Source organism: Methanosarcina sp. 2.H.T.1A.6 (assembly GCF_000979455.1).
Lineage (GTDB): Archaea > Halobacteriota > Methanosarcinia > Methanosarcinales > Methanosarcinaceae > Methanosarcina.
This window is the reverse complement of sequence record NZ_JJOY01000014.1, coordinates 22,722-43,040: the sequence shown is the minus strand read 5'-3', so window position 1 is coordinate 43,040 and position 20,319 is coordinate 22,722. Positions and strand designations below refer to the sequence as shown.

Below are 20,319 nucleotides of genomic sequence, written 5' to 3'. Positions count from 1 at the left end.
GACCAAATGCCGGTGTTGAAGATGTTAAAGTATCCAGTTTATAATGTTATCCAACCCTTAAACCCAACTTAAATCCTGAGAATTCATGAAACCCATAGATTACAAGATACAGCTTTTGCTAACAGTTTTCGTCAGCTCTCTACTCCTTGGAAACCTTCTCGGGAGCAAGCTAATTGAGATATTCGGGATCGTAACCTCGGTAGGCTTTTTCGCATATCCGGTTACTTTCCTTATTACGGACATGGTAGAAGAAGTTAAAGGAAGGGAAGTGACAAAGGTTTTCTTACATGCAGGTTTTCTTTCACTCTGTATTGCATCCTTTTTCGTGTTCATAAGTACTGGTCTGGCACCATCTCATTTGTACCCGAATAATGAGGCTTTTAATAGCGTTTTTTCAAATTCCATGAGAGTTATACTGGCAAGCATGATCGCTTTTGTTATAAGCCAGCACCATGACCTGTGGGCCTTTAATTTCTGGAAGCAGAAGACAAATGGCAGGTATCTCTGGCTCAGAAACAATCTTTCAACAATTGTTTCCCAGCTGCTCGACTCCATCGTTTTCACGTTTATTGCTTTCTATCATGTAACTCCCGAACTGGGGGTAGTTTCAGTTTTTTATATGATTTTGCCTGTCTGGATCCTTAAAGTGATGTTTGCTCTCCTTGATACCCCCTTTGTATATCTTGGTGTCAGATGGCTTGCTTCTGGAAACATAAACGATGTCCCCTATCCCGGGGAAAGCGGGGAAGCAGGTCCGGTTAAAGGTTAAAACAGGTGCAGTTCCTGAAATCAGGTCCGATCCGGGAGTGGATCGGGAATCTTTTTTAGGGACTTACATACCAATGCTTATGGGCATCTCCGTCCTATACATTAACGGGGGTACTAATTACGGTAGAACATTCTGAGACCGAAATACGGCAGGTTAAGGCTGAAATCCCGAGTAATGCGAAAAGTTCAGAAACAGATTTCGAAAGAAAGGCTGAAAAGCAGGAAAAATCAGGTGCAGAGGCTGGTACTCAATACAAAGGAGTTCCCTCCGAAGACTTCTGTATCTCCTGCCTGAAGATGCCTGAAGAACAGCGTAATGCCATTATTCTGGAAATCCAGCAGGTAGCTGAAAGGATTCTGAAAGCCCATGGAGTTATCAAAGAACCTGAAGACCTTCTAAAGGGGGAATGGTTTCTCAAACTTCAGAAACCGGGGTTTGAAAAGAAACTGGTTCTTGCAAAGTCCGGAGAAGAGGTCTTTATAGGTTTTTATATCTATCCGGAAGAGGCTCCTGTGCCTGATCCTAACTTTGTTTTACTTTCTCAATACGGGCTCTGGTACCCGCAAAGAATCGAGGAAAAATTTGAAGAAACTGTCGCCTCTTTCTTTACGGGAGCTTATGGAGATTACGATTTCCTCAATATTGTCCCTGAAAACGTTGTAATATTCCAGACCTTTCAGCGTGATTTTGCAAAAATGCTTGAAGATCAGGGCTGGGCTGGGCCGGATGTGGAGGTAGTTGATAAAATTATGCCGAAAGATTAAGTTTCTGCGAACTGCCCCTCCCTAATCCCTTCGCCTGAAGGCCCAGAGGTTTGAGGAAGGGGTCTTCCCGCCTTAGACAGATAAAATCTACCTGATTCCGAGAGTTAACTTTTTTCTTGTTAAACTCATTCCGGGATTAATTTTTCTTTTATGTCCCTCAGGTTTGACTCTTTGTTTTTCCCACAGAATATTTAAATATTGAAAGCATACGCAGTTTCAGGTACATACTCAGTGATATTACTTGCTTTTACCTTGTGGCTTTTATATTAATCGCTTTTCAGAAGGTCTTTTATGTTTTCGATAAATTCCGATTGCATCTTATCAAAAAAATCAGAAGATATCCCTCCTTTCTATGTGATGGAAGTACTGGAAAGTGCCAAGGCTCTGGAAGCTAAGGGCAGGCATATAATCCATCTTGAGGTAGGGGAGCCTGATTTTCCTACTGCTCCCCATATCTGTGAGGCTGCCTGTGCTGCGATTGGTAGGGGATTTACAAAGTACACTCACAGCCAGGGACTCCCTGCTCTCAGAGAGGCAATAGTTGAGTCTTATCATCAGAAGTTTGGAGTTGACCTGGACCCGAATCAGGTTATTGTTACTTCCGGGACAAGCCCTGGTCTCCTGATTGTTTTTATGGCTCTGCTTGAAAAGAGGGATGAAGTAATTATGTCGAACCCTCACTACGCCTGCTATCCAAATTTCGTAAAGTATCTGGGCGGAACCCCTGTTTTTGTCTATACGAGCGAGACAAACGGCTTTGTCCTTGAACCCGAAACAGTAAGGCAGTGCCTGAGTCCGAATACCAAAGCCATCCTCATTAACAGTCCTTCAAATCCCGGAGGGCATGTTATGTCTCCTGAAAGTTTGCAGGGCCTTGCCGCAATAGCAGATGAAAAAGGAATTCCTATCGTTTCGGACGAAATCTACCAGGGCCTGATCTACAGCGGAGAAGAACACAGCATCCTGGAATATACTAAAAATGCCTTTGTCCTTAACGGCTTTTCCAAACTTTATGCAATGACCGGCTGGAGACTTGGCTATATTATCTGCCCCCCTGATTGTATACGCGCGATTCAGAAAATTCACCAGAATTTCTTTATCTGCGCTAACTCCTTTGTCCAGGAGGCAGGCATTGCAGCCCTGAAAGGTCCTCAGGAACACGTTACTGAGATGGTCCAGACCTATAATATACGTCGCCAGTACATGCTTAAAAGGCTTCTCGGCATGGGCCTCGAAGTTCGCAAAGAGCCAATGGGAGCTTTTTATGTCCTTGCTGATGCCCGCAAGTTCAGCAATGATTCTCTTGAGCTGAGCCGCCGGATCCTCAATGAGGCAGGCGTGGCAGTAACTCCCGGCATAGACTTCGGAAACGGGGCAGAAGGCTACCTGCGTTTTTCCTACGCTAACAGCCTTGAAAACATTGCAGAAGGCATGGACCGTCTGGAGGCTTTTCTGGAAAAAGAATTTGAAGGTGAAGGGTGAAGGATGAAGGATGAAGGATGAAGGATGAAGGATGAAGGATGAAGGATGAAGGATGAAAACTTCCAGAATCCGGAAGCAGTCCGTTTCTGCCTCTCAATTATTCTAATTAATTATTCTAATCAATTATTCTAATCAATTTTTCTAATCAACCTTCCTGATAATCATTTTTAATCAGACTTTCTTTTTCTTTTTTACTGTGTATTCAAAATTTTGTTCCGTAAAATTTTCCAGTTCTACCAGATCATCAGGAACTGATGAGTTCCCTTGCAGTTTTTCATCTCTCTTCTCTGGTGCCTTCTGAACTTTTTTGAGTGCCTTGTCACCTGCCGAAACTTTTCTCGGGAATTTAAACTTTAACTTTTCGGGGTTTCTTTTTATAATAACGCCTGCAACCAGCAGAACCAGGGTTGCAGCAAAGTATGTAAAGAGATTGAGGTGGAGCTTTTCCTCCATCACAAGTGCTGTCTCTCCGGAGGCATTGATCTCTTCTGAAACCGTGCTGTATCCGGTCTTTTTTATAGTAAGTTTATGCTGCCCTTCGTCTGCATGAAATACGACCGGAGTTATTCCTTTGTACTTCCCGTCAAGGTAGACATTTGCTCCGGAGGGGCTTGAAGAAATGCTGTGTACTCTCTCATTTACACGGAGTTTTTTTGAGATTGAGGCCGTTTTCCCGGCTTTAACAAGCACCCTCTCAAAGACATCTTCATACCCTTCCTGCGTTAGCACAACCTCATAAAAACCGGGCGGTACTTTCTCTATAAGAGCCGGGGTTTTTCCCACGACCTTTTCCTTTATATGGATCTCAGAGCCGTTTGGAATTGTTATGATTTCAATTTTCCCGAAATTCCCTTTTTCGGCTGCCGCTGGATTTTTAGCTTCTTCAGTCTCTTCAACTGTAGAATTTACCTGCCCGGGGTCTGCGGTAGATATGTCCGCAAATACAGGGCTGACGGCTAAAGTAAGTATCAGAAAGGAACATACTGTGCAGGTCAGGATTTTCCTGAAGTCTTTCGGTTTAACCCCTCTTTTAAGATCAGGTTTAATTTTTATAAGGAATCCCTTCGTTTTGAATGATGGGTCTTTTTTTCAAGTAACTGATATTTATAACTCCGTATTCTCATTTCCGGGATTGAACTGAATCCAAAAGAGGATATTATCAAAAAAGAGGTCTATATCGAGAGTATCGATACTGGAATTAGAAAGTAATCATACAAAGATGAGAATGTTTTCCTGAAAATCAAAATTAAAGAAAATTAAAGAAAATTAAAGAAAATTAAAGAAAATAATAAAGGTGGGGCTGGTGAGATTCGAACTCACGATCGACGGGTATCTCCGAACAACTGCTTTCACAGTTTTTCTGGTGAGCATCTATCAGTGCTCCAACGGTTCCTCATTGTCCTGCCCCGTCGGGAAAGACTCGGTAGACCCGTTGTTCATCATTTATCCGCTGGAGCCCATCGCCATGCCGGGCTAGGCCACAGCCCCTTAATGAAAGGTTAACAAGGATACTGACATATCCTTTCTCTTTTAAATAGTTAACGGCAAGAAACATGGTTTTTGAGAACATATTTCTATTTCTTCCTCAGTACATAAACAGAAAATAGATTATTCCTGCAAGGATTGTGAGCACAAATATCGCAAATGATATGTAACCAAGCAGGCGAACTGCGAAGTCATATGCACTTACCTCACCTGTCCATTTGCCTGTTCTGCGGCGGTCGAAGTATTTCATCAATTTCTTGTTTAATTTCAAAAAATTCAGGGCTCCCTTTTCAATTTTGTTCTATATCAGGGGTTTTGCAAATAAAGTTGTTTATCTGAATCCCTGAGGTTTCGGGAAGTATAATTGCATAAAAGCCAAAGAATCAAAGGAACGCGGGAATCGAATTCCTTATTTGCTTGATGCCCTTATTAAAACGAAAGAAGGTTAATAATGGCTTCAATCTGTTTTTAAAGCCATGCTAGCAAAAAAGTAAATGGAGAGCTTTTTTCTTATCTGTTAGCTCTCGATGGATTTCCCTGACCGTCTGAAATGTTGTTGTCTTAATCGGTTTTCAGTCAATTTTATTGAATTTGGATGCAGGTGCCCCACAAATCGGACAGTTCCCTTCAGGTTCACCTTCAATAGTATGTCCGCAGACCCCGCAGACGTAATAATCAACCTCTTTATTATTCCCTATTTCTTCCAGGGCTTTTTCATATAGTCTTGCATGAACCTTTTCTACTTTATTTGCCACTTCAAAGCTCCAGAGAGCCCTGTTGTCCCCTTCTGTTTTTGCTTCCTCTATAAAAGTGGGGTACATTGTCTCAAATTCGTATGTTTCGCCGTTAACGGCCTCTTTCAGGTTATCCATTGTAGTTCCAATCCCTCCCATACGCTGGAGGTGATTGAAAGCATGAACTGTTTCCGCAGCAGCAGCGGCTCTAAAGAGTTTGGCTATCTGATGATACCCTTCCTCGTCTGCTTTCTTCGCAAAGGCCAGGTATGTCCTGTTTGCCATTGATTCGCCAGTAAATGCAGCCTTAAGGTTGTCTTTGGAACTCATGCATATCTCCCCTTAATTTGAAATCTTTTTTTCACCCTATTTACTGGGGGCATATCTATTATTCTTAACGCCCATAAGAACAGTGAGCTTCGCTCACTCAAGTGGACTAAAGGAGTGAATTACAAGAATTTCTTCCCCATACAACGTCATTCGTTGTATTGTGTCTTTTTCACGCTCGACGCAGGAGAGCGGTCTTTCCAACAAAAAAGAAGAGAAGGAAGAAAATAATAGCAAGAAATTAAAAGTGACATAAAAAAGTAAATATTAATAGTGTTAGAAAAACCCGGTACTCACTTCTTTTTTTGTAGGGCTGTGGGCAAGCTGGAGGAAGCGTTTATACCTACATTCTTGAAAATGGTTTCCTGAGTTAGGAAATTATTTATTCTGGCTGGCAGGCCGGCTCAGGCTCCGTGCAGCACAGGGGGAGAAAACTGACCGATTTCCTCGGGGGTTCCGGAATGGATTAACAAATTAATCAGGCAACACCTGTTTTTCTAAAAAGAGGTTTTAATAAGGTTTTAATAAGAGGGTTACGCCCAGGGCAGGATTCGAACCTGCGCTCTCCCAAAGAAGAAACGGTTTTCGAGACCGTCGCCCTACCGCTAGACTACCTGGGCATTTTGCTTTAAGAACGTTTTAGGTTAGCTTAAACGTTAGCTTAAATGTTAAACTTCGCTTTAATGTTAAACGTTAGCTTAAATGTTAGATGGATTTTAAATAATGAGGACGTTCCCGGGCAGTACCCGACGTTTTTGGTGCAGAGTTAAGTGAATAGACTTTCTATCTTATATATTTTATTCTCAGCGACTCTCGGATTTTAAAAATCAAAAAGTGACCTCTGACCTGCAGGTTTTTCCTGATTCTCTTTCTCTGGCCATTTTTTACTCGCTCTTGCTGTCTTTTCTTCTTCAGTTTCGACTGTTTCTGCGAATTTTTTTCTCTCAAGGTCAGAAAATGATATCTGAGTTCTTGGCTTTCCTATCTCTCTTTTTGTTATTTTTGAGGCTTTTTTCTTTTCCTCGGCGCCTTTTTCTACAGGTCCGGGTTTTTCTGCTTTCAGGTGGCCGGGCAGTTCGAGCCAGCCGTACTGGCCACCTCCGCCGGGGTGGATTATAACATCGCCCTTCCTGAAAGCGAGAATTGCGTTTACTATCCTGTCATCCACTATTTTCAGGGCTTCCGGTTCTGCATAGATAAGGGCTTCAACCTCGTTTCCGAAATGCCCGACAATGGTTTCCCAAGCAGTCTTTACGCCTTTTGTCTGGACGCTTGCGTGGCCGAGTGACATCTGTATGATCTCTGCAAGAGGGATCAGGTGAAGATAAGGAGGTCGGTGGTCAGGATGCTCGGGTTTTTCAAAATCCGCAAGTTCGTTGACCCGGTCAGCCACTCCTTTTTTTATAATGCCTCTACATATCGGACAGCGCCATCTTCTAGCTTCGGCTTCCGGCAGCGGATACTGAGTAAAGCACTTGACGCAGGCAGACCGGTTGTACTTTCCTTCTTCAGGGAAAAAACCGACGTTCAGAGTAGCTCCGTATCCCTGCTTCCTGAGAATTGCTTTCTTGATGCCTTCAAAAGTAATATCCGGAACATTGAACTGAGTAAATTCCCTTGCCAGTTTGTTGGTAGAAGGGGAATGGGCATCAGAGTTCGTAAGGAAGGTCAGTCGGTGCAGTTCCTCAATCCTGTCCGCGTAATTACTGTCTGCACTCAGGCCAAGTTCAACAAAAGAGACATATTCTGTCATATCCCCATAGCAGCTTTCCAGGCTGTCATGGTAGCCATAAAGAGCAGTCCATGGTGTGAAAGCATGACAGGGGCCTATAAGAGCTCCAAGATCTTTTGCAATCTCTGCAATTTCACAGCCATCCAGCTTAACTGATGGGCGCCCATCTGCTTCAAGGTTTCCGAAAGGGGCAATTCTTTCTGCCAGCTCTTCGGCTTTTGAAATAGAAGGTAAAATCAGGAGGTGGTGTACCCGGTCGATATCCTCGACCTCGGTAGTGGGTATAAAACATATATTTCCTATTCGGATTTCTTCGTCTGAAATAGCTGCTTTTTTTATCTCTTCCAGCCACTTCGGATGAGTGCAGTCCCCTGTACCGATAAGCTCCATCCCTTTTCTCGAAGCTTCACTAGCAATTGTGGGTAGTTCCATCTTCCCCGAACACGCCATCGAGTACTTTGAGTGGAGATGGAGGTCTGCATTGACTTTCATTTCCGAACCTTTCGCCAGAATCGTTTTTAACTTTCAGGTTCCTTAAATATGTATTTCTCTATCCGGATTCTCTATCCGCGTATTCTCTACCTGGAACTTCCCTATCTATGTATTTATCCTATGTAGCGCAGGTCTTCTTCCGTGGGTTTAACTTCTGGGAAGTTCTGCTGCTCTTCTTTTTCTTTCAACTTTTCGAGGATACTTTCCATTTCCTCTGCTTTTTTCTTAAGGGAGTCTGTGTTTACCTCGATCCCGAACATATTACACAGCACCTTCAAAAGAGACTGGGCACTTTTGGGATCCATCAGGTATCCTGGCGTCATTCCCATAAGACAAGCAGCATCTATGCCCCTCATCCTGCTGAAAGCCACAAGCAGACCGGATGCTCCTACGATTCCCCCGCTTGGCTCCGATTCCCTGAACTCGACCCCGAATTTTTTAATCTCTTCGATCAGTTCCGTGCTGTTGGCAACCCCAAGGACTGTCTCTTCATAGGTGAGTTTGCCTGTAGGGTAGCCCCCGAGGGTGTATATTCTGGGTACTTTAAGTTCCTCTGCAATGTCCAGATAAAGAGAGCAGAGTTCGTAATGTCCCTGTGAAGTAGTGCTCTGGTGGTCCCCTACAAGAAAAAGAACATCAGTTTCGTTTACTTTCCCGTGGTATATGGTGTTGCTTACCGGACGGACAGTACAATCTTTATTGATAAGGACCTGGGGTGGAAAATGCGGAGAATAAACCTCCATAATCTTTTCAGCCCCAAGTTCGTCTACCAGATGCTCTGCCACCAGCTTGCCAACAAGCCCTACTCCCGGAAGTCCAACTACCATTATGGGGGTTTTGAGCTCAAGTTTTTCTTTCAGGCGGACAAGTGTACTTTGCTGCATAAAAATCCCTTATCCTTTCTTTGCCAGTCTTCGGTACTTGCCATAAGGGTCCTTAGGAGAAAAGCGAGCCGGGATCGCGGGTAAGACTTCTCCCCCGCAAGCCGGGCATTTTTCCCTTAAAGTGTACCTGCCGCAATTTTTGCATTTGCGGATCTTTTGTCCCAAAGGTTATCACGCCTTTGCTGATTCGATATGCCGCTTGAAAATCCCATGTCCGCCAAGTTTAGCAATAGTGTCTACTGCTGTCTGAGCGGATTTTTTAAGGACTGATTCGGCTTTCTTATAGTCAGGAGCTATTACCTTGATTCTATATCTCGGAGCCCCTGTGTAACTTACTTCGAGCTTTATATCTTCCCCATCAACATCACTGATGGAATTTGCAGCATGAAGGGCCTGTTTTATGACCTCTATGCCATTTGGAAGATTGCAGGTCAGATCCACATACCCTGCGATATCCACGAAGGGCAGTTTGATATTTTCTCCTGCGATTTTGATTATGCTCTGTAAGTATTTTTTGTTGACTTTGAGCCCTTTAAAGGCGCTTTCCCCTTCAACAGCTGCTTCTTCGAAGGCGGCGTATGCACTTCCAAACTCTTCTACAAGTTTTTCATGCAGAGCCTGCAGGCCAATTTCATCGCCCTCGCTCTCGGTCTCTTCGGCCACGAACTGGAGCCACTTGGTGGCTTTCTGCTCATTCTTCCAATCCTGGATCTTGGCCCGCCGCTGGTGCTCATTTACGTCTTTCAACGAAAGGTCGATGTGGCCTCGGGAAGGGTCCACGTTCAGAACCTTGCAGACAATCTTCTGCCCTTCCCTTACGTAGTCCCTGACGTACTTGACCCAGCCTGCTTTTATTTCGGAGATATGGATGAAACCTTCCCTTCCTCCGAATTCTTCAAGCTCGACGTAGGCTCCGAAATCAGTTACATTCTTCACCGTACAGACAACAAATTCTCCGATTTCAGGCCAGTTATCGTTTCCCATTCGTACCACTTCTCAATTTTTGTTCTCTAAATTATTCTATACTCTATTCCTGTTAAGTGCTTTCCCTGATACGGTTATTCAAGTACTTCCAGGATGTGAGTGGTAATTGTTGATTTTCCACCGGTTGGTTCGGCAAGGGTCCTTCCACAGACTACGCAGGTAATTTTACGGCTTGCGCTTCCGAATATGATCTGTTCGTTTTCGCAGTCGTTGCACTTTACGCGCAGGAACCTGCTTTTTGGTCGCTGGGTGTAGTCTATCATTTTATCTTACTCCTTGAACTCGAACTTCTTTGCCCTGAAACAGGGTCTCTGGTGGGCTTTCTTACATACGGTGCAGCGGTATCTGAGCCAGATGCGCTTTGTTGGCTTGTCGCCACCGGGCACCTTTGAGAACTTTCCGCTGTTTCCTATGCCTTGCTGTCTTTTCTTTTGCCTTGCAATGTGAGTCATTGATGAAGCTTGGCCCTTCTTTACCCTCTCTGCTACGTGTTCTTGGTGGGTCTTACAGAACGGGCAGTAAGTTCTGAACCTCTTTGGAATTTTCATTCTTTACACCTTTTTGATGATTATTGGTATTTTGTGCATATTCCGGCTTTTGCGGAAAAGCACTGTTAAATATACTTATTGAATATACGTATGGCGTTACGTATGGCGTTTAATTCCTGGGAATCTATTAATTTGGGAAGCGTTAATTGATAAGTTTGAAATCGTCTGAACCTCTTTTGTTTCGATATCCTGAGTGACGGTCTCCTATTGAAGACGAGGTCAGAGCACGCTAACAAGGTTAAGCTACACAGATATAGCTACACATATATATACTAATACTATTGCCTGAAGTGCTTTTCCTTCATAAGGCATGAATCCTTTGTTTACAGGGTCTCTGATATGCCTGTCCACAACTGTTTTTCTGGCTAAAATAAGCTTCATGTCTCAAGGAATCAGTTCTTTTAGGAATTCTTTTCTCCGGAGCCTTTCTCTCCGGCAGCAATCAGTTTTGCTGCTTTCCGCTTTATCAGCCCTGTTGCATTCAGTTGCGGCAAAACAACCACATTTTCGGCATTGACCGTATAGTTCCGGCCGTCCGCCCCTGTGAAAGTAGGCAGGTCCTTCAGTATTCGGACAACAACATATTCTTCGTTTATATTGTTTTTGCCCGACTCTGTCCCTGTGTTCTTCCCTTCGGCAGTTACAGTTATTCCCCTGCCTGTTTTTGCGTCTACAAGAACCGCGGCAGATGCCTGTCTTGCATCCCCTGTCCCGGGCCAGGCCGGAATCTTCCCTGAATCGGGATAAAGAATGGGGCCTAAAAGCTCTACTTTTGCAGCTTCTATTCCCTGAAGCACAAGATCATAAAGCATTTTCTCTGCAGGAAGCAGCTTTTCGAGATCCTTTGAAATAGGTTTATCAGCGTTAGACTGGATCGTTGCCCGGGTAATGACCTTCCCTATCCTTTTCATAAAGATAGTCTCAAGGTCCGAAAGTGCTCTTTCATGCTCGTCATTAAGCATCTTTGATTCCGGAGAACGGGGATTATTAATCTTCCCTATCTCTTTCTCAAGCTCCCGGATGTATTTTTCAGCTTCCTGATAAAAATCAGCCTGAATCGTTTTCAATGTCTGGTTTTTTTCCTTATACAGTGTTTGGCTGATTTTTTCTATGTCCATACTCCGCAACACCTCTACAAATTAGATATACGGCTGCATACTCCGGAACTTCCTGTATGCCTTCTTCTATTCTTAAATCCTTGCCCTTCAGCTGTACTGAGAAAGGCTTTGAAACGGTTATTTTTGTTGGTTTGTCGCTGAAGATAACTGCATCATTGAGCGGATCAAACCTTTCCAGCTCGGAAAAAGCAAGCTTCTTAACCAGCATCCCGGACCCGCCGTGCAGGGACCCGGGTACACGGATCAGGCGTTTGATGTCGGCAGTCACCGGTTCATCAACACTGGCTCCGAACCTGTTCAGGAAATCCTCAACTGATTCCTGCATAAAATATGCGGCAATCTCCTTAAAATTTCTTACGTCAAAGTCCAGCCTTCCTCTCTCCAGAATGTCCTTTAAGCCATTTTCGCTGTTCGTAATATTAATCAGCTTTTTTATTGTGGCATCCCCTACCTTCTCATGCTTGCGGAGTTCGGGAAACATATCTTTCTTGTACTTTTTTTCACACTCAGTCTTCATGTAGTCCGTAAGATAAAGCGCAATCCTCTTACCCCACCCGGAATCGTATCCAACAAGCGTGCACTTCATAGGCACGTTCTTAATCCCTTTAAATGCCTTTGAGCCTGTCCCGAAATCCCCATCCATTGCAATCTCCTTGAAAAAGTGCTTGAAATCAATGTCCCTTCCGCTCACATAATTCACGATTTCCCTTCTCTCTGAACTCCCGAGCTTCAGAACTTTCGGATTCGTAACGTGTAAATGATATCCCCTTCCTCCGGAAAAGACCAGCTCCATTTCCTGTTCTGAAACTCCAAAATCGTCTAACAGAAAATCTATGAGCTTAAGAGTCTCTTTCTTCACAAGCTCAAGCATATCAGCATAATTATTCGGGGCATTTGGCAGGTGGTCTGCATCAAGGTCAAAGATCAGTTCTGCCCCGAGCCAGTTTTTCTCATTCATCTTCTTTGCATCAGGGTATTCGTAGTAAGCCGTAGAATTGTAAACATGCGCAGGAACCATGCCGTAAAGGTAATCAAGAGCCTCTCCCGGAGAACCGAAAGACTTGTGCCGATGCATCATTTTTTCCGGCATATCATCGTAGAAGATGAAAGCCCATTCTCTATTAGGCAGGTGGTCAGGAAGAACTATTTCAGCGGTTTTATAATAGTTCTGAAAACAGGATTTCAAATAACGGGTGGTTCGGTGGTCCATGGTTTTTGGGAATTTGGGTTTTGAATCTTTTAGTTTGATTTTAGGTTTGGGGTTTCCTAAGATAGATTAACTCATATTTTACTTTTGTTTATATGAGTTTTTTTAAAACAGTTTTTTTATCCTCAATTTGTGTCCAGGTAAGAGGCTTCAAAGCCTGCTGGAAAACCACCAGTTCAGGATCACAGAAATAAACATCATTCCTGGAAGGAAAATCGGGACTTTAACAGGAACAACTGATTATTCGGATTTTCCGGTTCACTTGAATATAGAGTCGATTCGAATATAGAGTCGATTCGAAGATAGAGTCGATTCGAAGATAGAGTAGGTTCAAAGTAAATATTGTCAGCGGAAAGGACTCATTATAGGTTAAACCGGGATGGGATTTACTCAGAAAGAAAAAGAGCTCATATACAATGTAAACAAATTGACTAAGAAATCCGGAAATGAATTTCCTATTAATATATATAATATCTCTATAATTGTTCCTGTCAATGCCCATGAAAAACCAGAATAACTATCGAAACTGACACCGAAATAAGAACTTTTGGGGGGAAGATCTTATGGGAAGCAAAAGTAACCTTAAAAATCACATTAACGCAGTTCTATGCCATCTGAAAAGGGGAGAAATTGAAGACTCATATTTTGTTGAAGACTCATATGTCGTGGCAAAGTCTGGATACTCAGAAACTCCTGCAACCTTTGCCAGCTCCTCTACTGGTATGGAATTTGTACTGATCCCGCCCGGGGAATTTGATATGGGTTCACCTTCTGAAGAGAAAGACAGATCCGATTCCGAATCTCCGGTGCATAAAGTAAAAATTAAAAATCCTTTCTACATGGGTAAATCTTCGGTCACACAAAGACAATGGAAAAATATAATGGGAACTAATCCCTCACACTTCAAGGGTGAAGCCCGACCAGTTGAGATGGTTTCCTGGAATGATGTCCAGGAATTTGTTAAAAAACTGAATGCAACAGAAAGTACCGATAAGTACCGTTTACCTTCAGAAGCCGAATGGGAATATGCCTGCAGAGCCGGTACACAAACAGGGTATTCATTTGGTGATGATGAGTCAAAGCTTAATGATTATGCATGGTACGCTGAAAACTCAGGTCGTAAAACTCACTCGATTTGCCGGAAGCAGCCTAATTCCTGGGGGCTTTACGATATGCATGGGAATGTCTGGGAATGGGTTCAGGATAAATGGCATGAAAACTACAAAGATTCTCCTTTTGATGGTAATTCATGGGAAGATGAGGATTGCTTCGATCGGGTTTCTCGTGGGGGCAGCTGGTACTGTGGTGCTGAATCTTGCCGATCAGCTGGCCGCTTCAAGCGCGAAGCTGAGAGTCGTTTCGGCAACCTTGGTTTTCGCCTACTGATGGAACTGTAATCCCCTTAGCTTTACTCCTTCGCAACTAATGTCCAGTGTGTCTTCTTCAATCTACATTGCGGAAAAACCGCGCCGGGGGGCGGGACAGGATAGGTTGAATATGGCTTTTACGGCTGCTTCGGTTTCAATCCTTTTTTCTTCTCCCCTAATCCCTTTCAAAACTTTTCCAAAACTGTCGCCATCAATAAGTCCTCTTGAGAGGAGCGAAAAGGACCGCGTACTGTTGCACTTGCAGTGCAACTCCCAGAAAATCTCAGATTTCCTGAGATCCCGAGACTCAACTCGGGTGGCTCAACTCGGGTGCCGAAGCTCTAATCGGTCTAGACAATAGACTTATACATGAATCCTCTATTATATCCACTTCATGAAACAGGATATGTCAAGTGCCGACGTTGCTGCAGTTGTTGCCGAGCTGTCAGGGGGTCCGAAGTCCATTCTTGATGCGAAGATCGGGAAGATCTACCAGCCCGCAAGTGGGGAAATCCGCATCAACCTTTACGTTTTTCATCAGGGTAGGGATAACCTGTTTATTGAGGCTGGGAAGCGTATCCATTTAAGTAAACACTTCAGGGAAAGCCCCACGCTTCCTCAGGCTTTTCCCATGCTCCTCCGAAAGTACCTGGCGGGGGGCAGGATTGTATCCGTGGAGCAGCACGACTTTGACAGGATCGTGAAGATCGGGATTGAGAGGGGAGGGATCAGAAACACCCTCATTGTGGAGCTGTTCGCTCGGGGAAACGTCCTGATTGTGGATTCCGAAAACAAAATTATCCTGCCAATGAACCCCGTGACTATGAAGGACCGCAGGCTGAGGAGTGGGGAGATTTATGAGCTTCCTGAGGCACAGTTGAGCCCTGTGGAGGCTAAGGTTTCGGACCTTATGGACGCGTTTTCTAAATCGACCGCCGATATTGTCCGGACCATTGCTACAAGATTCAACCTTGGGGGAGTCCTGGCAGAAGAGGCCTGTGCTCGTGCAGGAATTGATAAGGCTAAACCTGCAAAAGAAGCCATTGTAGAGGATGCTGAAAGGCTCCATGATGCGCTGCAGGACCTCTTTTCCCCGCTGTTCAGGGGCAGGACTGCAGGTAAAGGCGAGATAAAGGCTGAGCCAGAAACAGGTATCGAAACTGAAACCGGAGTTGAAACTGAATCCGGGGTTGAAATCAAATCCGGAAATGAAATAGAAGTTGAAACTCGAGCAGGACTTGAAACTCAGGTTCCGGGACTCAGACCTCAGCATATAAAGACGGAAATCAACGGGAAGATCGAAACATTCGATGTGATGCCTTTTGACCTCACCCGATATTCTGAATATGAAAAGGAATATTTTGATTCATTTAATACGGCACTTGACGAGTTTTTCGGGAAAAAGTCTCTGGAACAGGTTGCAGAGGTAAAGGAAGCCGAAAAAAAAGAGAAAACTCTTGGCGTTTACGAAAGGCGGCTTCTCCAGCAGGAAGAGAGCCTTGTAAAGTTCGAAAAAGAAATTGAGAAAAATAACCTTCTTGCAGAGATAGTCTACGCCAATTACCAGATTATCGAAGAGCTTTTTTCCGTACTCAACGGTGCAAGGGCAAAGGGCTATTCCTGGGATGAAATCCGTTCCATCCTGAAACAGGCAAAAAAGGCCGTGCCTGCTGCACAAATGATTACAAATATTGATCAGAAGACCGGGACTGTAACTGTTGAGCTTGACGGCAAGAGCGTCAACCTTGATATCCGGAAGACCGTGCCTCAGAACGCCCAGGAATATTACGAGAAGGTCAAAAAGTTTACTAAAAAGAGGGAAGGGGCTCTCAAAGCCATTGAGGATACCAGAAAGGCTATGGCGAAAAAGGCTGCGGCAAAGGCTGCAAAGGCAGGGAGGAAGTTGCAGGCGTCCCGGAAAAAGCACTGGTACGACCGTTTCAGGTGGTTTGTATCCTCAGACGGTTTCCTGGTTGTAGGAGGCAGGGATGCCGACACTAACGAGGAAGTTTTCAAAAAATACATGGAAAAAAGAGATATCGTCTTCCATACACAGACCCCGGGTGCTCCTCTGACAGTTATTAAAACCGGAGGAGAGGAGGTTCCGGAATCTACTCTTCAGGAAGTTGCACAGTTTGCAGTTTCTTATTCGAGCCTCTGGAAAGCCGGGCAGTTCAGTGGGGACTGCTACTGGATTAAAGCTGAACAGGTAACAAAGACGCCGGAGTCAGGAGAGTACCTGAAAAAGGGGGCATTTGTTATCCGTGGAGAGCGCAATTACTTCAAAGATGTACCTCTTGGAGTTGCAGTCGGGCTTGAGCTGAAAGGCGAGACAAGGGTCATAGGCGGGCCTGCTTCTGCAGTCCGGAAGCATGGGGACTATATCCTTGAACTTACTCCGGGCAAATTCAATCAGAATGATATCTCGAAAAAAATCTACCGGATTTATGCGGACAAGCTTGGTGACCCTCGCTTTGTAAAGCAGATCGCATCCCCTGACCTGGTAGCTATGATGATCCCTGCCGGGGAGTCAAACCTCAGGACCCAGAAACCAGAACGAAAAGGGCAGGGAATCGAGCCTGAAGGAGAAGAATACGGGGCTTCCGAACTAGAGGCCGAATCTGAGGGCTATGAGGAAGAAACTGAAGATGAATTCGGAGAAGAAGCCGGAGAAGATATTGAAGTGGAAATTGAAACGGAGTCTGGAGAGGGAAGTGAAGAGGGAAGTGAAGAGGAAACTGAAATGCATGGAGTGACAAAGGTATGAGGGTTACGAACCGTTCTCTTAAAGGCAGGGAAGGGGAAATTGCCGTAACAGCTGAAACCCTCGACGATCTCTGGCATCTGAAATACATCATTGAAAAAGGCGATATGGTCTTTGCCCTTACCAAAAGGAAAGCTGATTCTGCAAGCGACAAACTTCGTCCGGAAAAAGTCGAGAAAGTAAAGGTCCGGCTCGGGATCAGGGTTGAGGAAATGGAGTTCCACAAATTCGCGAACAGGCTGCGAATACACGGACCGATAGAGCAGGGGATGGACACCGGCTCCTATCACACTCTTAATATCGAAATAGGGACAAATATTTCCATTGTCAAGGAGCACTGGAAAAATGACCAGCTCCAGCGCATCCAGGATGCCGAAGAGGCCGGAAAACGCCCTAAAGTTGTTCTTGTGGCAGTCGAAGAGGGTGATGCAGACATTGGTTTTGTGCGCCACTACGGAATTGAGATCTACTCCCATATCCGGCAGTCATCCGGGAAGCGAGAGACCGGGCTCAGGAATGAGTTTTTCAGGGAACTTGTTGAACAGCTCAGGCATGCGGTTCCCGAAGACGCCTCTATAGTGATTGCAGGCCCCGGGTTTACCAAAGAAGATTTCCTGAAATATTTCCATGATGTTGAGCCTGATATGGCTTCAAAGGCGCTGACTGAAGATACTTCAATGATCGGGATGTCCGGCTTTCAGGAAGTGCTCCGCAGAGGGGCTGTGGACCGAATCATGCAGGAGTCCCGTATAGCCCGGGAATCCTCTCTCATGGAAGACCTCATCAGGGAGATCTCAATGGACGGTAAAGCCGCTTATGGTTTTGCGGATGTTAAAAATGCTCTTGGATACGGGGCTGTCGAAACCCTGCTCATTGCTGACGAAACCCTGCGGGAAGGGCGGGAAAAAGGAGAAGATATCGACAAACTTCTTATGGAGGTTGAGCAGGCACAGGGAAAGGTTGTTGTATTCAGCACGACCTTTGAGCCTGGGGAAAAGCTTCACAAACTGGGAGGAATTGCAGCTCTGCTCCGTTTCAGAGTCAGGGGCTGAGCAGATACTGAATGTGATTGCAGCTCTTTAACTCTTCATGCCTATTTGCTTAATTTTTTACCCCTTTTCTTAATTTTGCTTTTGTTTTTTTGTTTTTTATTATTAAGGTCTTATGTCCTCGATTTCCTGATAAACTGAAGCTATTCATTTTCTTTTTTTGTTTTTATGTTCTATTTAGTACTATTTTTCTTTTTTTCAATTCAAATTAGTAAAATTTATTAACTACCCAGCTTTATTTGTTGTTACGTTCTCTATTATTTATAACAATATTTGCTTATAGTTTCTTCTTATGTATGGTTTAATTTATAAATTTCAATGAAAACGAGTGATGATATTCATGAATCGTGGTATCCAAAAAGCTTTGTCTTCACTTTTGATTGCGTTTGTAATCTGTTTGCTGGCCCCTCCTTTAGGCTTTGCAGCCCCGGCTATCTGTGGGAGTTCTCTTGACACCAATGCGACCTCATCTGATGGTTTTTGTTGGGATGCAGCTACTTTTGGAGGCTTTAACTATCCTGTAAACAAACACAAGGATTTTGTGGCTTCTGAGAACTGGTGGGGAGAACGCTTGCAGTACATCGAAAAAGATGGCCAGAACGAACTTGGAAAAAACAACCCCGGAAACCATGTTATAAGTGAAGGGGAGCTTGTGTATTCTACAAGGCAGTTTTCCAACAAATATGTACTTGTTTCCGAACTGGGGCTTGATGCCGGGACAACTCCTGCAGAACTTGGAGGAATGTTTTACTATAAGTTACCCTGGTTTGGAAAACCGTATATTACTATTGAAAATGATGCAAGTCAGCTTGCAAATCTTGTTATCAATCAGGGTGGCAGTGAGAAAAAAATGCTCAAAGCCGGTGAGACCTGGGACCTTGGAAAAGATTATTCTCTAACAGTAAACCAGATCGATATAGAAGGAAAAAAGGTCTGGTTCTCTCTTTACAAAGGAGATAATGAACTCGAGTCCGGAATTGTAGAAGCTGACGGGACTGTAAAAAACCAGACCTTTACCGCAACAGCAGACTTCGGAGACAGAAAAGGCCAGCTCTATTTCATTACCTATGTGGACTCTGTTTTTATGAGTGCTACTGATTCTGTTGCAGTTTTCAAATATACCTGGTTAATCGACAGGGATAATACTCTGATTATTAAAAATGGGGATGAGTATCAGGGGTTTGAGGTAAAAGAAGCTTCAAAAGACGGGATTGTTCTCAAAAACTCAAAGGAAATCACCCTTAATCTGGATAAAGACAAAAAGACTTACTTTACAGATTCCTGGTATTTCCAGACTTCAGATGAAGGAAAGGGCAGTACATCTCCGAGCGGATACATTATTTTCCCTGCAAAAGAACTGAGCAATCCTGGAAATTATACCCTGAGAGGTTTGCCTCTTGATACAAATGAGACTTCTTCCGATGGTTTTTGCTGGAATGCTACTACTTTTGGCGGTTTTGTCTACCCCATAAACAAACACAAGGATTTTGTGGCTTCTGATAACTGGTGGGGAGAACGTCTGCAGTACATCGAAAAAGATGGGAAGGACGAGCTTGGAAAAAGCAATCCAGGGAACCACGTAATAGGTGAAGAAGAACTTGTGTATTCCACAAGGCAGTTTTCCAGCAAATATTCACTTGTTTCCGAACTCGGGCTTGATGCTGGAACAACTCCTGCAGAACTTGGAGGGATGTTCTTCTACAAACTTGCCTTGTTCGGGAAACAATATATTACAGTTGAAAATGATGCAAGTCAGCTTGCAAATCTTGTTATCAACCAGGACGGCAGTGATAAAAAAATGCTCAAAGCCGGTGAGGCCTGGGACCTTGGAAAAGATTATTCTCTAACAGTAAACCAGATCGATATAGAAGGAAAAAAGGTCTGGTTCTCTCTTTACAAAGGAGATAATGAACTTGAGTCCGGAATTATGGAAGCTGACGGAACTGTAAAAAACCAGGCTTTTACCGCAACAGCAGACTTCGGAGATGGAAAAGACCAGCTCTATTTCATTACCTATGTGGACTCTGTTTTTATGAGTGCCACTGATTCTGTTGCAGTTTTCAAATATACCTGGTTAATCGACAGGGATAACACTCTGATTATTAAAAATGGGGACGAAATCCAGGGATTTAAAGTAAAGGAAACTTCCAAAGACGGTATTGTCCTCAAAAATTCAAATTCGATTACTTTGAACCTCGACAAGGACAAAAAGAACTACTTTACTGACTCCTGGTATTTCCAGACCTCAGATAAGGGGAAAGGCAGTACCTCTCCGAGCGGATACATTATTTTCCCTGCCACGGATATTGTCATTGAAGACAAAAATGCCGGACCTGCTGATAATAACACTTTTTCAGAAGAGGGCAACTTGACAGATACGGTCCCAGGTTCAAATGAGTCTGAAAACATCTCATCTGATTACAGGGCAGCTTCTTCCAGTATAGCGCTTGAGGGTGAAGATAACAATAGCTACCCTGAGGAAAAAGCCGATGAGAAAGCCCCCGCAAAACTTCCTGGCTTTGGAATAATCTCCGGGATTCTTGGGGTTATGGTCTGTCTGGCTCTTAGAATAAAGAGTTAATCTGTTATTATCTTTGAGGGATATTTATCTGT

18 protein-coding genes and 2 tRNA genes are annotated in these 20,319 nt (G+C 44.0%); 7 read left to right on the top strand and 13 right to left on the bottom strand.

Annotation, left to right across the window (positions count from 1 at the left end; genetic code table 11):
* The first annotated feature begins 85 nt into the window (after positions 1 to 85).
* From EO98_RS03805 to EO98_RS03795, 3 genes are all read left to right on the top strand, one after another.
* Positions 86 to 769: a queuosine precursor transporter gene (locus tag EO98_RS03805; RefSeq protein WP_048141477.1), complete on the top strand. Its 684-nt coding sequence runs from the start codon at positions 86 to 88 to the stop codon at positions 767 to 769.
* A gap of 296 nt (positions 770 to 1,065) precedes the next feature.
* Positions 1,066 to 1,533, top strand: a complete 468-nt coding sequence (locus tag EO98_RS03800) for a hypothetical protein (RefSeq protein WP_235283667.1) — start codon at positions 1,066 to 1,068, stop codon at positions 1,531 to 1,533.
* A gap of 291 nt (positions 1,534 to 1,824) precedes the next feature.
* Positions 1,825 to 3,015: a pyridoxal phosphate-dependent aminotransferase gene (locus EO98_RS03795; RefSeq protein WP_048141473.1), complete on the top strand. Its 1,191-nt coding sequence runs from the start codon at positions 1,825 to 1,827 to the stop codon at positions 3,013 to 3,015.
* A 171-nt stretch (positions 3,016 to 3,186) separates the two neighbouring features.
* On the opposite strand, the gene EO98_RS03790 is transcribed toward EO98_RS03795, so the two are convergent.
* From EO98_RS03790 to priS, 13 genes are all read right to left on the bottom strand, one after another.
* Entirely contained in the window at positions 3,187 to 3,846 is a 660-nt protein-coding gene (locus EO98_RS03790) for a PEGA domain-containing protein (protein WP_255350257.1), read from the bottom strand.
* A 464-nt stretch (positions 3,847 to 4,310) separates the two neighbouring features.
* Positions 4,311 to 4,503, bottom strand: a tRNA-Trp gene (locus EO98_RS18210).
* 97 nt (positions 4,504 to 4,600) lie between these two features.
* A complete protein-coding gene (locus EO98_RS18205) occupies positions 4,601 to 4,750 on the bottom strand; it encodes a hypothetical protein (protein WP_156161013.1) in 150 nt (49 codons plus the stop codon).
* A gap of 322 nt (positions 4,751 to 5,072) precedes the next feature.
* Complete coding sequence (locus EO98_RS03780; RefSeq protein WP_048141467.1) at positions 5,073 to 5,564, bottom strand: rubrerythrin family protein; 492 nt, start codon at positions 5,562 to 5,564, stop codon at positions 5,073 to 5,075.
* A gap of 533 nt (positions 5,565 to 6,097) precedes the next feature.
* A tRNA-Ser gene (locus EO98_RS03775) sits at positions 6,098 to 6,181 on the bottom strand.
* A gap of 200 nt (positions 6,182 to 6,381) precedes the next feature.
* A complete protein-coding gene (locus EO98_RS03770) occupies positions 6,382 to 7,785 on the bottom strand; it encodes a TIGR00375 family protein (RefSeq protein WP_048141465.1) in 1,404 nt (467 codons plus the stop codon).
* 113 nt (positions 7,786 to 7,898) lie between these two features.
* Positions 7,899 to 8,669 carry a proteasome assembly chaperone family protein gene (locus EO98_RS03765; RefSeq protein WP_048141463.1) on the bottom strand — a complete coding sequence of 257 codons (771 nt, stop codon included), beginning with the start codon at positions 8,667 to 8,669 and terminating at the stop codon, positions 7,899 to 7,901.
* Between the two features lie 9 nt (positions 8,670 to 8,678).
* Positions 8,679 to 8,834: an RNA-protein complex protein Nop10 gene (locus tag EO98_RS17695; protein ID WP_082098461.1), complete on the bottom strand. Its 156-nt coding sequence runs from the start codon at positions 8,832 to 8,834 to the stop codon at positions 8,679 to 8,681.
* 6 nt (positions 8,835 to 8,840) lie between these two features.
* Entirely contained in the window at positions 8,841 to 9,653 is an 813-nt protein-coding gene (locus EO98_RS03760; RefSeq protein ID WP_048141461.1) for a translation initiation factor IF-2 subunit alpha, read from the bottom strand.
* 74 nt (positions 9,654 to 9,727) lie between these two features.
* Complete coding sequence (locus EO98_RS03755) at positions 9,728 to 9,916, bottom strand: 30S ribosomal protein S27e (RefSeq protein WP_048124561.1); 189 nt, start codon at positions 9,914 to 9,916, stop codon at positions 9,728 to 9,730.
* Between the two features lie 6 nt (positions 9,917 to 9,922).
* Positions 9,923 to 10,201 (bottom strand): 50S ribosomal protein L44e, encoded by a 279-nt coding sequence (locus EO98_RS03750; protein WP_048136241.1) that lies wholly within the window; start codon positions 10,199 to 10,201, stop codon positions 9,923 to 9,925.
* Positions 10,202 to 10,602: 401 nt separating this feature from the next.
* Complete coding sequence (locus tag EO98_RS03745; protein WP_048141459.1) at positions 10,603 to 11,319, bottom strand: hypothetical protein; 717 nt, start codon at positions 11,317 to 11,319, stop codon at positions 10,603 to 10,605.
* On the bottom strand, positions 11,285 to 12,529 hold the full coding sequence (gene priS / locus EO98_RS03740; RefSeq protein WP_048141457.1) for a DNA primase catalytic subunit PriS: 1,245 nt from the start codon (positions 12,527 to 12,529) through the stop codon (positions 11,285 to 11,287). The genes EO98_RS03745 and priS overlap by 35 nt, the downstream gene beginning before the upstream one ends.
* Before the next feature lie 560 nt (positions 12,530 to 13,089).
* Here priS and EO98_RS03735 point away from each other — a divergent pair.
* From EO98_RS03735 to EO98_RS03715, 4 genes are all read left to right on the top strand, one after another.
* Complete coding sequence (locus tag EO98_RS03735) at positions 13,090 to 13,923, top strand: formylglycine-generating enzyme family protein (RefSeq protein ID WP_048141455.1); 834 nt, start codon at positions 13,090 to 13,092, stop codon at positions 13,921 to 13,923.
* A gap of 364 nt (positions 13,924 to 14,287) precedes the next feature.
* On the top strand, positions 14,288 to 16,660 hold the full coding sequence (gene rqcH, locus EO98_RS03725) for a ribosome rescue protein RqcH (RefSeq protein WP_048141451.1): 2,373 nt from the start codon (positions 14,288 to 14,290) through the stop codon (positions 16,658 to 16,660).
* Complete coding sequence (locus tag EO98_RS03720; RefSeq protein ID WP_048141449.1) at positions 16,657 to 17,709, top strand: mRNA surveillance protein pelota; 1,053 nt, start codon at positions 16,657 to 16,659, stop codon at positions 17,707 to 17,709. Before rqcH ends, EO98_RS03720 begins: the two co-directional genes overlap by 4 nt.
* A 337-nt stretch (positions 17,710 to 18,046) precedes the next feature.
* Positions 18,047 to 20,287, top strand: a complete 2,241-nt coding sequence (locus tag EO98_RS03715; protein WP_048141580.1) for an S-layer protein domain-containing protein — start codon at positions 18,047 to 18,049, stop codon at positions 20,285 to 20,287.
* Positions 20,288 to 20,319: the final 32 nt, after the last annotated feature.